The sequence below is a fragment of the Microbaculum mangrovi genome, from assembly GCF_051390635.1.
Classification (GTDB): domain Bacteria; phylum Pseudomonadota; class Alphaproteobacteria; order Rhizobiales; family Tepidamorphaceae; genus Microbaculum.
Map to the genome: position 1 here is coordinate 323,377 of NZ_JBPODT010000002.1, position 12,450 is coordinate 335,826.

The 12,450-nt window shown below is 67.1% G+C and carries 17 protein-coding genes; 12 read left to right on the plus strand and 5 right to left on the minus strand.

The genetic code is table 11. From position 1 onward, the window contains the following. The first annotated feature begins 9 nt into the window (after positions 1 to 9). From fdh3B to ACSF9G_RS07995, 9 genes are all read left to right on the plus strand, one after another. Positions 10 to 606: a formate dehydrogenase FDH3 subunit beta gene (gene fdh3B / locus ACSF9G_RS07955; protein ID WP_436640264.1), complete on the plus strand. Its 597-nt coding sequence runs from the start codon at positions 10 to 12 to the stop codon at positions 604 to 606. A gap of 182 nt (positions 607 to 788) precedes the next feature. After that, the gene (locus ACSF9G_RS07960) at positions 789 to 983 is read left to right on the plus strand and encodes a hypothetical protein (protein WP_436640266.1); all 195 of its coding nucleotides are present in this window, start codon (positions 789 to 791) and stop codon (positions 981 to 983) included. A gap of 14 nt (positions 984 to 997) precedes the next feature. Continuing rightward, a complete protein-coding gene (locus tag ACSF9G_RS07965; RefSeq protein ID WP_436640268.1) occupies positions 998 to 2,134 on the plus strand; it encodes a formate dehydrogenase subunit gamma in 1,137 nt (378 codons plus the stop codon). Then, positions 2,109 to 3,503, plus strand: a complete 1,395-nt coding sequence (locus ACSF9G_RS07970) for a c-type cytochrome (RefSeq protein ID WP_436640270.1) — start codon at positions 2,109 to 2,111, stop codon at positions 3,501 to 3,503. Before ACSF9G_RS07965 ends, ACSF9G_RS07970 begins: the two co-directional genes overlap by 26 nt. A gap of 28 nt (positions 3,504 to 3,531) precedes the next feature. Further along, a complete protein-coding gene (locus tag ACSF9G_RS07975; RefSeq protein WP_261614664.1) occupies positions 3,532 to 3,657 on the plus strand; it encodes a hypothetical protein in 126 nt (41 codons plus the stop codon). Positions 3,658 to 3,677: 20 nt separating this feature from the next. Then, on the plus strand, positions 3,678 to 4,607 hold the full coding sequence (locus tag ACSF9G_RS07980) for a S1C family serine protease (RefSeq protein WP_436640273.1): 930 nt from the start codon (positions 3,678 to 3,680) through the stop codon (positions 4,605 to 4,607). 10 nt (positions 4,608 to 4,617) lie between these two features. Beyond that, complete coding sequence (locus tag ACSF9G_RS07985; protein ID WP_436640275.1) at positions 4,618 to 4,809, plus strand: DUF6494 family protein; 192 nt, start codon at positions 4,618 to 4,620, stop codon at positions 4,807 to 4,809. A gap of 10 nt (positions 4,810 to 4,819) precedes the next feature. After that, the gene (locus ACSF9G_RS07990) at positions 4,820 to 5,575 is read left to right on the plus strand and encodes a biotin/lipoate--protein ligase family protein (protein ID WP_436640277.1); all 756 of its coding nucleotides are present in this window, start codon (positions 4,820 to 4,822) and stop codon (positions 5,573 to 5,575) included. Next, positions 5,572 to 6,594 carry a DUF6352 family protein gene (locus ACSF9G_RS07995; RefSeq protein WP_436640279.1) on the plus strand — a complete coding sequence of 341 codons (1,023 nt, stop codon included), beginning with the start codon at positions 5,572 to 5,574 and terminating at the stop codon, positions 6,592 to 6,594. Before ACSF9G_RS07990 ends, ACSF9G_RS07995 begins: the two co-directional genes overlap by 4 nt. On the opposite strand, the gene ACSF9G_RS08000 is transcribed toward ACSF9G_RS07995, so the two are convergent. Both ACSF9G_RS08000 and ACSF9G_RS08005 read right to left on the minus strand, forming a co-directional pair. Further along, complete coding sequence (locus ACSF9G_RS08000) at positions 6,578 to 6,817, minus strand: hypothetical protein (RefSeq protein ID WP_436640281.1); 240 nt, start codon at positions 6,815 to 6,817, stop codon at positions 6,578 to 6,580. The genes ACSF9G_RS07995 and ACSF9G_RS08000 overlap by 17 nt on opposite strands. 73 nt (positions 6,818 to 6,890) lie before the next feature. Continuing rightward, positions 6,891 to 8,939 carry a 4Fe-4S binding protein gene (locus tag ACSF9G_RS08005; protein WP_436640283.1) on the minus strand — a complete coding sequence of 683 codons (2,049 nt, stop codon included), beginning with the start codon at positions 8,937 to 8,939 and terminating at the stop codon, positions 6,891 to 6,893. A gap of 147 nt (positions 8,940 to 9,086) precedes the next feature. Between ACSF9G_RS08005 and ACSF9G_RS08010 the strand changes: the two genes are divergently transcribed. Next, complete coding sequence (locus tag ACSF9G_RS08010; protein WP_436640285.1) at positions 9,087 to 9,686, plus strand: DUF3305 domain-containing protein; 600 nt, start codon at positions 9,087 to 9,089, stop codon at positions 9,684 to 9,686. Beyond that, positions 9,679 to 10,326: a DUF3306 domain-containing protein gene (locus tag ACSF9G_RS08015; RefSeq protein ID WP_436640287.1), complete on the plus strand. Its 648-nt coding sequence runs from the start codon at positions 9,679 to 9,681 to the stop codon at positions 10,324 to 10,326. The genes ACSF9G_RS08010 and ACSF9G_RS08015 overlap by 8 nt, the downstream gene beginning before the upstream one ends. 30 nt (positions 10,327 to 10,356) lie before the next feature. On the opposite strand, the gene ACSF9G_RS08020 is transcribed toward ACSF9G_RS08015, so the two are convergent. Continuing rightward, on the minus strand, positions 10,357 to 10,650 hold the full coding sequence (locus ACSF9G_RS08020; protein ID WP_436640289.1) for a DUF3144 domain-containing protein: 294 nt from the start codon (positions 10,648 to 10,650) through the stop codon (positions 10,357 to 10,359). Positions 10,651 to 10,745: 95 nt separating this feature from the next. Between ACSF9G_RS08020 and ACSF9G_RS08025 the strand changes: the two genes are divergently transcribed. Continuing rightward, positions 10,746 to 11,126: a gamma-butyrobetaine hydroxylase family protein gene (locus ACSF9G_RS08025; RefSeq protein WP_436640291.1), complete on the plus strand. Its 381-nt coding sequence runs from the start codon at positions 10,746 to 10,748 to the stop codon at positions 11,124 to 11,126. Between the two features lie 3 nt (positions 11,127 to 11,129). Here the strand turns inward: ACSF9G_RS08025 and ACSF9G_RS08030 are convergent, their stop codons facing one another. Both ACSF9G_RS08030 and ACSF9G_RS08035 read right to left on the minus strand, forming a co-directional pair. After that, the gene (locus tag ACSF9G_RS08030; RefSeq protein WP_436640293.1) at positions 11,130 to 11,516 is read right to left on the minus strand and encodes a hypothetical protein; all 387 of its coding nucleotides are present in this window, start codon (positions 11,514 to 11,516) and stop codon (positions 11,130 to 11,132) included. Between the two features lie 183 nt (positions 11,517 to 11,699). Beyond that, positions 11,700 to 12,272: a L,D-transpeptidase gene (locus tag ACSF9G_RS08035; protein ID WP_436640295.1), complete on the minus strand. Its 573-nt coding sequence runs from the start codon at positions 12,270 to 12,272 to the stop codon at positions 11,700 to 11,702. Positions 12,273 to 12,450 lie beyond the last annotated feature (178 nt).

The window sequence follows — 12,450 nt, forward strand, 5'->3', positions numbered from 1 at the left end:
GTTTAACCAATGGCACGTATGAAATTCCTCTGCGACGCCGAACGCTGCATCGAATGCAACGCCTGCGTCACGGCCTGTAAGAACGAGAACGAGATCCCGTGGGGCATCAACCGGCGCCGCGTCGTCACCATCAATGACGGCAAGCCCGGCGAGCGCTCCATCTCGGTGGCCTGCATGCACTGCTCGGACGCGCCCTGCATGGCCGTCTGCCCGGTCGACTGCTTCTACCAGACCGACGAGGGCGTGGTCCTGCATTCCAAGGACCTGTGCATCGGCTGCGGCTATTGCTTCTACGCGTGCCCCTTCGGCGCGCCGCAATATCCGCAGGTCGGCAACTTCGGCTCGCGCGGCAAGATGGACAAGTGCACCTTCTGCGCCGGCGGTCCCGAAGAGGACATGTCCGACGCGGAGTTCCAGAAGTACGGCCGCAACCGCCTGGCCGAGGGCAAGCTGCCGCTCTGCGCCGAGATGTGCTCCACCAAGGCTCTGCTCGCCGGCGACGGCGACATAGTGTCGGGCATCTATCGCGAGCGCATCGTCGCCCGCGGCTTCGGCTCCGGCGCCTGGGGCTGGGGCACGGCCTACGAGCAGAAAACCGGCGGCTGACCGGTCACGCGCAAGGAGGGCGGCCTTTCGGGGCCGCCCCATTGTACGGTTTCGACGCCGTCGCGGTGCCTTGTTCCAGCGAACCGGGCACGCGCGGCGTCGAGTCGTCTCGGGCTCGTGCCTTCGCCACCGGTGCCTCCGCCACGGGTAGCTTCGCCAAAACGAGGGATCGGCGATACACAATGGGCAACATCAAAACCGTTCTGATCGCATCGCTTGCTGTCGGTCTCGCGGCCGGGCTCGGGGGCTGCCGCGAGGAGGAGCAGAACCGTCCGCTCCATCTCGACAAGGGCGTCTATTCGGGAAAGGCGGATACCGCCCTGACCGACGAGCAGCGCCGCGCGCTGGACCAGCGCAATCAGCAGCAGAAATTCTGATGGGGAGAGATCCGATGCGTCTCCTGAACACCGTTTCCCGTCGCCACTGCCGCGTGGCTCTCGCGGCGGTGATGGCACTCTTTCTGGCGGCGACGCTATCCGTCACGGTCAATGCCCCGGCTCTCGCACAGGAGAGCCCGCAGCAGCTGCGCGAAAGCCCGACCGGCGGTCAGGTTCCCGGCAATACGCTGGGCGGGACCTCGGACACCGAATTCTGGCGCGCCATTCGCAGCGGTGCGCAGGGCACCGTGTCCATTCCCGACAAGAACGCGGGGACGCTGGTCCAGTCGGAAGGCGAGACCTGGCGGGCGCTGCGCAACGGGCCGCTGTCGACCTGGGGCGCCTGGGGCCTGCTCGGCATGATCGTGCTGCTCGCGCTGTTCTTCCTCGTTCGCGGCCGCATCCGCATCGAGCACGGCTGGGCCGGGCGGACGATCGTGCGGTTCGGCGAGTTCGAGCGCATGGGCCACTGGCTACTCGCCGTGTCCTTCATCATTCTGGGCCTGACCGGGCTGAATGTCCTCTACGGCCGGTATGTCCTGCTGCCGGTCATCGGCGCGGACGCCTTCGCTGCGCTCTCGCTCTGGGGCAAACTGGCGCACAACTACGTCGCGTTCGCCTTCATGCTCGGCCTCGCCTACATCTTCGTCATGTGGGTCGCCAACAACATCCCCAACCGCCACGACGTCATCTGGCTGCTGAAGGGCGGTGGTCTGTTTTCCAAGCACTCGCATCCGCCGGCGAGAAAGTTCAATGCCGGCCAGAAGATCCTGTTCTGGCTGGTGATCCTGGGCGGCGTTTCGATCAGCCTGTCGGGCATCGCGCTGATGTTCCCGTTCCAGACCAGCCTGTTCGCCAAGACGTTCGCCATCTTGAACGTCTTCGGCGCGGGCCTGCCGACCGATCTGACGGCGCTGCAGGAAATGCAGCTCGCCCAGCTCTGGCACGCCATCATGGCCCTGATCCTGATCATCGCGATCCTCGGGCACATCTATATCGGCACAATCGGCATGGAAGGCGCCTTCGATGCGATGGGCTCCGGCGAGGTCGATCTCAACTGGGCCAAGGAGCACCATTCGATCTGGGTCGAGGAGATGGAGGCCGCCGAGCGGTCCCGGACCGGCGGTGCCGCAGCGGAACCCGCGGAATAGCGCGCTCGAACCGGTGCGGCGCGCCAACTCCAGCCTCGGGGTGCGGGAAGCCGTCGCAGCGGCGCTGTTGCTGTGCCTGGCCGGCAGTCCGGCAGCGGCGTGGCCGGACAGGCTCGAAGGGCACGGCGGGCCGGTACGCGGCCTTGCGATATCGCCCGAGCGGAGCGAGGTGCTGTCCGCCTCGTTCGACTACGCGATCCTCCACCGGGCACTGGCGGACGGGGATTCGCCGATCCTCGAACGCCTGATCGGCCACGAGGCCGCCGTCAACGATGTCGCCTTCGTACCGGGCCATCCGCTCGCCGTTTCCGCCAGCGACGACGGCAGCGTCGGGGTGTGGAGTCTCGACAGCGGCGAACTCGTCACCCGCTTCATGGGCACCGGCGACAAGGTTCTCGACGTGACCGTCAGCGGTGATGGCCGTATCGCCGCCGCCGCCATCTGGGATCGCACCGCCCGCGTCTACGATCTCGACACCATGACCGAGCGCGCCGTCATGCGCGGCCACTCCGGCAACGTCAACGCCGTCGCCCTGGCCGGCGAGGGCAACATCCTCTACACCGGTTCCTATGACGGGACCGTGCGCCAATGGAACGCCCGGTCCGGCGCGCAGCTTCGCACGATCCTGAAGCACGGCTGGGGCGTGAACGTCGTCCGCGTGCTCCCCGACGAGACCCATCTTCTGTACGGCGCCCAGGACGGTGCCTACGGCATCGTCGACATCGCCGAGGGCAAGGTGGTCGCGGACTTCCCCCCCTTCGGCGGCCCCGTGCTGGCCGCGGCGATCGACGCGGAGCACGGGATCGCGGCGATCGGCAGTGCCAACGGGCAAATGCGCATCTACCGCATGGACGACTGGACGCAGATCAACGAATACTCGACGGCCTTCGGGCCGATCTGGGCCATCGATTTCACCCCGGATGGAACCGCGGTCTACCGCGCCGGCCTCGACGACTTCGTGTCGCTCGTGCATCTGGAGCCCGGCGCGCCCCTGGACGTGGCGCGGACCGACTATCCGCGCCGTTTCCAGCTCAAGAAGGACCTGGACGTCGGCGAGCGTCAGTTCGCCCGCAAGTGCAGCGTCTGTCATACACTGACGCCCGACGACGCCAACCGGGCCGGGCCGACGCTTCACGGCGTCTTCGGCCGCAAGGTCGGCGCGCTGCCGGACTACCCCTATTCGGAAGCGCTCAGGAACTCGGATATCATCTGGACCGAGGAGACCATCAGCGAGCTCTTCGATGCCGGCCCGGACGTGGTGTTGCCCGGAACCAAGATGCCGGTGCAGCGCCTCCGCAACGACGAGGAGCGCGCGGCACTGGTTGCGTTCCTGAAGCGTGCCACCGGGGGCGAGCAGGGGAACGATTGAGGCGTGACGTCTGAACGGAGAACGGACAATGAAGGCATTCTGGGGCGGGGTTGTTCTCATGCTGGTGATCGCGGTCGGCGCCTGGGTGGTGCTCGACGCCGTCGGCATGTCGGCCCGCGACATCTACACATCGCAGCAGTCCGTGCGGCTCTGATCGCCGCGAGCCTTGCCGCCATGGGCCTTGCCGCCACGGCCGGCGATGCCGGGGCATTCGAGTCCCGCGTCCTCGAACGGGCGATGACATCGGTCGTGAGCGTGCTGCCGCTGCTGCCGGCCAGGGAGGTGCGCAGCGAGGAGCCAGAGGGCAGCGGCGTCGTGATCGGCGATGGCCGCCACGTGCTGACGGCCCGGCACGTCGTCGACGGCGCCACCGCGATCCATGTGCGCACGGCCGCCGGCGACATCGTCGCGGCAACGCTGGTGGGCGGCGATCCGCTCACCGATCTCGCGGTGCTGGCGGTCGACGATGCGTTGCCGGCGCTCGCCTTCGGTGGCGACGCGGCCCTAGGCGAAGACGTCTGTGCGATCGGAAACGCCTTCGGCCTCGGCCTCACGGTTGCCTGCGGTGTCGTTTCGGGTGTCCACATGGCAGGCGTCGGCTTCAACCCGATCGAGGATTTCGTGCAGACCGACGCCGCGATCAATCCGGGCGTCTCCGGCGGTGCCCTGGTCGATGAGGAGGGCCGTCTGGTCGGCCTGGTCTCGGCGATCTTCACCAAGACCTCGGATGCCAATATCGGCGTGAATTTCGCGGTCGCCGCGCCGCTGGCCGGCCATGTCGCCGAGGCGATCCTGGAAACGGGCGCCTTCCATCCGCCGCGAACCGGCGTCCGGCTCGCGCCCTGGCCGGCGCCCGGCGAGACGGGACGGATGGCGGCGCGGGTCATTGCGCTTGAGCCCGGATCGCCGGCAGATAGGGCCGGGTTGCGGGAAGGCGACCATATCGTGCGCGTCGGCGATCGTCGCATTCGCGGCCCGGCGGACTATATCAGCGCGGTAGCGCGGATCGATGCACCGGGAGAGCTTGCGGTGGAGGCCGTAAGGGACGGAGAACCGATCAGTGTCGTCCTCCGCCTGATGGCGAAATCGGATATCAAGAACTAGGAGCCGAAAAATGGACGAAGAACGTTTCAACATGTCACTCAGGAAGTTCCTCAAGCAGGTCGGCGTGACCTCGCAGCGCGAGATCGAGACCATCGTGCGCGACGGCAAGGCAGGCGGCGGCAAGCTGAAGGTCCGCGTCGTTCTCACCGCCGAGGGCACGGATCTCAATCATGTCGTCGACGGCGAGATCGACCTGTCCTGATCGCGCCGCGATGAGCCTGCCAGACCCGGTATTCCCGCCGCTTTTGACCGGCCACGCCGTTACCGCACCCGACCGCGCCTTCGAGACCGCGGTCGCGGGCGCGGCGCGCGGCAGCCTGGGCGCCGCCGACCTCGTGTGGGCGCGCGATACCTCCCGGCTCGACTGTGCCCTGGTGCTGGAGCCGGACGTCGACCGCGCCCGCGCCGCCGAGATGGTGTTCGTCGCCATGGTCGCCTTCGGCGACAGCTTCGGCGCCATCGCGCCGCCGGAAATCGGACTGACCTATCGCTGGCCGATGGCGCTTTGCGTCAACGGCGCGCGCGCCGGACATGTGCGCGCGGCGATGTCGGCGCAGGACGATGCGGACGGGCACCCGCGCTGGATGGTGGTCGGCCTCACCCTGGACATCCGCCGCAACCGGCGCGACGGCGAGCCCGGCGACGCGCCGGACCAGACCGATCTCGTCGAGGAAGGATGCGCCGAACTGACCCGCACCGATCTGCTGGAATCCTACGCCCGACATCTTCTGACCTGGATCCATACTTGGCAGACCGACGGCTTCCGTCCGGTCCACGACCTTCTCCTGTTCCGCGCCGAGGGGTATCGTGAGCCGGTCAGGCTGGAGCACGCCGGCGAAATCCATGATGGCCGGTTCATTGGCCTCGACGATCGCGGCAACCTGCTCCTGGAGACGGGGGAGGGGACGCGCATGCTCGATGCGCTGGCGGCGATCGAGGCCGTTGCATCGGCTGGACAGGGCATATGACGACGAAACCGGATTTTTGGCGCTCCTCGGGCTTTCACCTGTTGCAGCCCGACGCTCGCGGCTGGCTGCGCGTCACGCCGGATTTTCTGCGCGCCTATCTCGCCCGTCCCGAGATGCGCCCGGTCGAGGCCTCCTGCCCGGCCGAGCACGCCCTCTACGACTCGCTGCTGGACAATCCCGTGCGGCCGGTCGGCGACGCCGACGTTTCCGCGCTCGCCGATGAGGACGTGCAGCACAACTACCGCGTCGTCCTGCGCTTTCGCGACCTCCTGATCGAACATGGCACGCTGGAGGCGGCGTATCTGGCGATCGTCACGTCCGGCCGGGGCGACGTCCCGGTGCTGTTCGTGGAGCAGCTCGTCCACGCCATCCTGCGCAACGTCCTGTCGGGCTGCGCCGACCCGATACGTCTGCGCGCCGCCGAGCTGTTCTTCCGCCAGCAGAACGTCAGTCTAGACAACGGCCGCGTCATGCTCGCCGATGAGGAAGTGGTCGAGATGTACGCCCAGACCGGCGGCATGGGCGGGCTCGGCCAGCTTCTCGTGGACTCGATGACCCCGCTGCGTCAAGTCGAGCTCGACGTGCTCGATGACGACAACAAGTCCGTCTACTGGGACCGTAGCGATCGCTTCGACACGGTGATCGACTTCCGCTTCACCCAGCCCGGTGTCGACGCCTTCGCCCGCGTGATGGAAGCCTGGATCGCCCATTTCCTCGACGTCCGCACCCGCATCCAGCCGATGCAGGCGATCCACGACGAACACTGGTCCTGGCATATCGGCCTCGACGCCGGGGCGACGGAGATCCTCAACGCGCTCTACGAGGGCGAAGATGTGGGGCCGGACGATATGCAGCGCATCCTCGGGCTGTTCCGGATGGAAATCCGCGACGATCGCGCAGTCGTCGCCTCCATGCGCGGCAAGCCGGTCTATCTCGGCCTTGCCATGACGCCCGACAGGAAGCTGCGGATGAAGCCGCAGAACCTGCTGACCAACCTGCCGTTCAGCGAAGGGGCGTGAGGTGGCGCCGGCCGGCGGCTCCTTCCTCGACACGATCTGGGCGCGGCTGCTCGCCGGGCTCGTCGCGCTGGTCTTCGCCGGCATCCTCGCCTGGATCAATCGTGACGCCCTGAGCGGACCGGAAGCGGCATCCGGCCCGCTGGCCGAGTGCCTCGCCGAACGGCTCGGCGACGTCGACGCGATGGTCGCCGACGGGGTGATCTCGGACGGCCAGGCCGCGCAATTCAGGATCCGCGCCCGCCAGCTCTGCGAGCAGACGGTTCCGTCCCCAACTAGCCAGCTGGTCAACTCGCCGGCTAGTCGTCCAGGAAATCGTCGACCGTCAGGTCCTTGCCCGCCTCGCGCGCCTCCAGATAGTCGTCGGTGGTCCGCACTTTCGGGCGCTCGCCCATCTTGAACGGATTGTCGCCCATCTCTGACTGGGCGATCACGCGGCAGTCGTCGCACATGCGGATCAGGTCGGCGGTCGCGGACGACTGGAACATCCAGTGCTTGCCCTGCAGCCGCTCGACGATGCGGTCGACCGTCTTCTTGGTGCCGAACGGCTTGCCGCAGCGCAGGCAGGCGTACGGCTCCTCCTCGTGGATCACCGTCTGCGACAGGGCGTTCGGCGTGAAGTCGAACCGCGCCTCCAGCGTAATCGCGTCTTCCGGACAGGTGTTGCGGCAGATGCCGCATTGCACGCAGGCGTTCTCCTGGAACCGCAATTGCGGCTTGTCGGGATTGTCGAGGATCGCCCCCATCGGACAGGCGCCGACACAGGCCAGGCACAGCGTGCAGCTGTCCTGATCGACGACGATGCGCCCGTACGGCGCGCCGTCGGGCAGGGCGATCACGTCGGGCTGCTGCGGCGCGGTTTCCCGCAGCCGGCCGATCGCCGCCCGGCCGATATCGCGCTTGCCGCCGACCGCCGAGATGCCGGCGGCGGGCAGGGGCTTGCGCTCGGCAAGTCCATACAGCGCGGTCTCGACGGCGTCGGGATCGGCCTCGACCAGGAGGGTCACGCGGTCCGCGTCGTGGCCGAGCCCCTGCAGGACCGACCTGACCAGTGTCGCTTGCGTCTCCAGCGGCAGAACCTCGTCGGCGCGCTCCGGATCGACGAGCGCGACGATCTGCTCGACGCCGGTGACGAAGGCGGCGGCGAGGATGTCGTGGCCGAGCTCGGTGACCGCGTGCAGCGGCACGGGCAGCACGTTGACCGGCAGGCCGCGCCCGAACCGGGCCATCGCCGCGATCAGCTCAGCGCCGCGCCGTGCGTCGTGGAACAGCAGGACCGGCCGGGTGCCGCCGGCCGCCAGATAGGTGGAGACGAGCACCTGGATACGGGCGATCAGGTCTTCGCGGCGCGGATAGCGGTAGTTCACCGCCCCGGTCGGGCAGGAGGCGCTGCACGAGCCGCAGCCGCCGCAGATGCCCGGGTCGACGGCGATCGTGTCGCCCATGTCGGAAATGGCGCCCGCCGGACAGGCGTCGAGGCAGTTGGTGCAGCCGACGATCCGGTTGCGCGAATGGACGCAGATGTCCGCATCGTAGTCGACATAGACGGGCTTCTCGAACTCGCCGACATAGTCGGTGATCTCGAACATCGCCTTCGCCACGGCCGCGGGATGGTTCGGGTCGACGCGGAAATAGCCGTCGCGATGGTCCGGCGCCGGGAACAGGGCGGTGTCGCCGCTCAAATCGAGGATCACGTCGCATTGCGACTGGGCGCCGTCGCGCGGCATGACGAAGGCCGCCGCATCGCGCGACGAGGGAACGAGCGGCGCGTAGCCGTCCACCGTGATCTCGAAGGCGCCGAACGAGCCCGCCGCCTTGACGATCCGTCCGCGATAGACGGGCACCTCGGCGACCGACGGCGGCACCAGTCCGTCCGCATCGGTCAGCAGCAGGCTGACGGCAAGGCGCCCGTTCAGCGACTGCGCGACCTCCAGCGCCTGCTGGCCGCGTCCGTAGACGAGGCACATGCCCTCCGATCGGGTCGTGTGGATCGCGGCGGGGGTGGGCGCCACCGTCGCCTCCGCCAGCAGCGCCGCCATTTTCGGGCCTGCGGCGGCCTTGTCGGCGCACCAGCCCGCCTTCTCGCGGATGTTGACGAAGGAAACCCGGTCGTCCGCGCCCGCCTCCTCGGCGAGTTCGCGGAACAGCGGCGCTTCCTGGGTGCAGGCGACCACCACCTCGCCACCGGCGCGCAACGCCAACAGATAGGCATCGGTATCGTTGCGACACAGCGTCGTGCGGACCGGGCCGATCTCGGCGCCGGGCAGAGCCGCACGAACGCGGTCCACGTCGATCGACATGCTGCGCGCGCAATCGCACAACAGGACCGTGCGTCGGCCCGATGTCATGTCCTGAGCACTCCTACGAACCGCCCCTCCGGTGATCACCGTCCTCCCGGGGAGGCGGCCCTTCTTGGTTGGATTGAGTCTAGGGTGGTGGAGCCGGCGAGGCAAATGTCTATATTCCTTGAGGGAACCGGCTTCCGGAGGAGCACCTTGGAAAAAACGGCAACAATTCAGGTCGGCATCGTGGTCGAGCGACGGGAGTCGGACAGCCGCTGGATCGATGCGGCCTGGAAACCGGTTTCGATTTTCGTCGGGGCATCGCCGGTCAAGGGCTGGCGCGAGCTCGCCTCGGGCGAAAGATGGCGCCGCTATCATGCCGCGACCGTGCCGCTCGAACTGCACCGCACCGATGCTGAATCCTACAAGTACAACCTGTCGACCAGATCGCCGTCGGTGTTCGTCGTCATGACGCCGGACGACGGCGAAATGCCGTGGCGGGTGCTGCTGGCGACCGCATCGGCCTACGAGGGCGAATCCTACCTCACCTCTGACGAGGTCATGGTCGAGGCCGTGCCGATGCCTCCCGAGGTCGCCGCCTGGGTGCGCGACTTCGCCGAGGCGCATTTCGATCCGGAGCCCTTCAGGAAGCGCAAGCGCGACAGGCCGCCGGCGCTGGAGGAGGCCAAGTTCGGCAAGGAGCCGATCTTCGCCCGCCAGTCGGTCGCCACGCCGTCCCGGAGCAATACGGAGTCCCGGTCGGGTACGGGGACGGATAAGGATACGGACACGGGGAAGGAAGCGGATGGCTGACGACAGCGGTTTCCTGTCGCGCTGGTCGCGGCGCAAGCTCGCGGAGAAGGAGCCGGCCGGTCCGCCCGAAGCCGAGGCGACCGCGGATCTGGTCGACGATGCAGGGCAGGCGCTGGCCGCGGTGCCGGACGCGCCATCTGACACGCCATGTGACGCGCCGCCGGACGAGCGCACGGAGGACCCGGCGGGCGAAACGGCCGAACAGGACCGCCACCCGGCCGAGGACATCGACATCGAGAGCCTGACCAAGGAGTCCGACTTCACGATCTTCATGCAGAAGGGCGTCACGGCCGCCACCCGCCGGAAGGCCTTGCGGAAGCTCTGGACCAGCGACCCCGTCCTCGCCAATCTCGACGGCCTCAACGATTACGAGGACATGGAATACACATACGGCATCGGCACGGCTGCGACGTCCGACTGGAAGCTCGGCCGGGGGTTCCTGTCCGACAAGGATCTCGGCCTGGAGCCGGAACCCGAAGAGACCGAAGAACCACTGGTCGGAGCCGAAGACGCCGGGACGGCAGACGGGACCGTCATCGCCGAGGCCGATCCCGATGCGAGGGCGGAAGATGACGCGCAGGTCGGGGATGCGCCCGGAGAGCCGGACCAGGAGCCGGACGAGGACCCGAAGCCGGCGTGATCGCGCCGGACGCGTCGGTCCGGCGTGCGCTCAGCCCGCCGGGCTGGCGAGCGTGTCGTCGGCCAGATGCTGGCGCAGCATCTCGGAATATTGCGCGACCATGTGCTCGACGAACTCCTCGTGTTTCTCGACGTCGAGGATCGCCTTGGCCACATAGGCGTTGTAGCGGGCCGCCGCATAGAGGAAGGCCATGTGCAGATCGGTCGCCTTGACCGCCTGGTTCTCGCGATTGGCCAGTTCTATGAACTTGTTGGCGACCTTCAGGAAGGCCTCGGTGTCGAGCTCGCCCGTCTTGCCCGCCGCGCGCCGTTCCTTCCTGTTCATCGATCACTCTCCTGTCTGATTTTCCTCGACCGATCCGCCTTGCCGCTTCGCGCTGCGCGACCTACCTTGCCGGGCGCACAAAGGATCGAGGCGACATGACGAACGATACCAAGGTCTGGCCCACGGAAATCCGCTTGTCAAAGGACAAGCGGACTCTGACCGTCACCTTCGAGGACGGAGAGAGTTTCGCGCTGTCCGCGGAAATGCTGCGGGTGCTGAGCCCCAGCGCCGAGGTGCAGGGCCACAGCCCCGACCAGCGCCAGACCGTGCCGGGCAAGAAGAACGTCGGCGTCATGCAGATCCATCCGATCGGCAACTACGCCGTCCGGCTGGAATTCGACGATCTCCATTCCACTGGCATCTACTCCTGGACGTATCTCTACGAGCTCGGGAAGAACCACGACGCCCTCTGGGCGGCCTATCTCGACGAGCTCGCCGAGAAGGGGCTCGACCGTGAGCCGAAGCTACGGCACTGAGCCTCACTTCTTGCGTAGTGATTCGGCGAAGGCGCGAATGGCGGCGATGTCGTCGAGCTCGATCTCGACCGGCGCCGCGTTCGGCGGGAACACGTCGGGGTCGGGATAGGGATAGCCGGCGACCCGCACGAACGAGGGGTGCGGTCGCCGCGCCTGGAAGGTCTCGAACCGTTCCGCCCAGTCGTCGAAGGCATCGACCAGAAGCTGGAACGATGGCGTCGAGCCGATGCCGCCGAACTTGTTGAAGTCGCCGACCACGTGGCAGCGTGAGCAGTGCTCCTCGGCCAACGTCTTTCCGTCGGCGACCTGATCCGCCGCCTGATCCGCCTCGGCCGGGACCGAGCCGAGGCAAAGGCCGAACATCGTCGCGGCGGCGATGGCGTTTCGCATGTCCTTTCGTCCGTCAGGGCGTCCGTCAGGCTTTCGCGGGAAGCTTAGCACAGCCGTGCCGGATTGTTTCGGTGACGGATGGCGATGGTTCCGAAATCCTCGGGATCGCCTGCGCCCCCGGAAAAGAAAAGGCCGGAGCTTTTGGCTCCGGCCCGTCTGTCCTCGCGTTGCCTCGAGGCTCGACTATTGCAGCACGACGATACGCGCGCCGATATTCACACGGTTGTAGAGGTCGATGACGTCCTCGTTGAGCATCCGGATGCAGCCCGACGAGAAATCGCGGCCGATGCTCCAGTTCTGATTGGTGCCGTGGATCCGGTAGAGCGTGGAGCCGACATACAGGGCGCGCGCACCGAGCGGATTGCTGGGGCCGCCCGGCATGAACGTCGGCAGGTAGGGCTGGCGGGCGCGCATGTCCGCCGGCGGCCGCCAATCCGGCCACTCTGCCTTGCGGCTGAGGTTGTAGGTGCCGGAGAACTGGAAGCCCTCGCGACCGACGCCGATGCCGTAGCGGATCGCCTTGCCGTCGTCGAGAACGAGGTAGAGGCGCCGTTCCGGCGTATCCACGACGATGGTTCCGGGGGAATATTTCTTGTCGTAGCTCACGACCTTGCGCGGGATGGGCGTATAGGCCCACACGCCGCCGCTTTGCAGACGCTTGCCGGTAAGCGGATCGATCTCAGCCTGGGCACCGCCGACCGGACCGATAACCAAAGACGCCACGATACCAAGCAGAGAGAGAAACCGCCATTTCATCGTTCATAACCCTTGGAAAACGACCAAATTCACAAATCTCAGAACCGATTCTGCATACTCGAAATATCTATCTTTTTGTCCGCCAGCCTCCTGTAAAAATCAAGCGGATGGCGGCGCCATAACGCAGAGTTGATGCAAGAATGCGCCACCTGTGGCGGATTTATCACGTCGGTTTACC

Coding starts and splice junctions, on each gene's coding strand:
- fdh3B (WP_436640264.1), top strand. CDS start 10: ATGGCACGTATGAAATTCCTCTGCGACGCCGAACGCTGCATCGAATGC.
- ACSF9G_RS07960 (WP_436640266.1), top strand. CDS start 789: ATGGGCAACATCAAAACCGTTCTGATCGCATCGCTTGCTGTCGGTCTC.
- ACSF9G_RS07965 (WP_436640268.1), top strand. CDS start 998: ATGCGTCTCCTGAACACCGTTTCCCGTCGCCACTGCCGCGTGGCTCTC.
- ACSF9G_RS07975 (WP_261614664.1), top strand. CDS start 3,532: ATGAAGGCATTCTGGGGCGGGGTTGTTCTCATGCTGGTGATCGCGGTC.
- ACSF9G_RS07980 (WP_436640273.1), top strand. CDS start 3,678: ATGGGCCTTGCCGCCACGGCCGGCGATGCCGGGGCATTCGAGTCCCGC.
- ACSF9G_RS07985 (WP_436640275.1), top strand. CDS start 4,618: ATGGACGAAGAACGTTTCAACATGTCACTCAGGAAGTTCCTCAAGCAG.
- ACSF9G_RS07990 (WP_436640277.1), top strand. CDS start 4,820: ATGAGCCTGCCAGACCCGGTATTCCCGCCGCTTTTGACCGGCCACGCC.
- ACSF9G_RS07995 (WP_436640279.1), top strand. CDS start 5,572: ATGACGACGAAACCGGATTTTTGGCGCTCCTCGGGCTTTCACCTGTTG.
- ACSF9G_RS08005 (WP_436640283.1), bottom strand. CDS start 8,939: ATGACATCGGGCCGACGCACGGTCCTGTTGTGCGATTGCGCGCGCAGC.
- ACSF9G_RS08015 (WP_436640287.1), top strand. CDS start 9,679: ATGGCTGACGACAGCGGTTTCCTGTCGCGCTGGTCGCGGCGCAAGCTC.
- ACSF9G_RS08020 (WP_436640289.1), bottom strand. CDS start 10,650: ATGAACAGGAAGGAACGGCGCGCGGCGGGCAAGACGGGCGAGCTCGAC.
- ACSF9G_RS08025 (WP_436640291.1), top strand. CDS start 10,746: ATGACGAACGATACCAAGGTCTGGCCCACGGAAATCCGCTTGTCAAAG.
- ACSF9G_RS08030 (WP_436640293.1), bottom strand. CDS start 11,516: ATGCGAAACGCCATCGCCGCCGCGACGATGTTCGGCCTTTGCCTCGGC.
- ACSF9G_RS08035 (WP_436640295.1), bottom strand. CDS start 12,272: ATGAAATGGCGGTTTCTCTCTCTGCTTGGTATCGTGGCGTCTTTGGTT.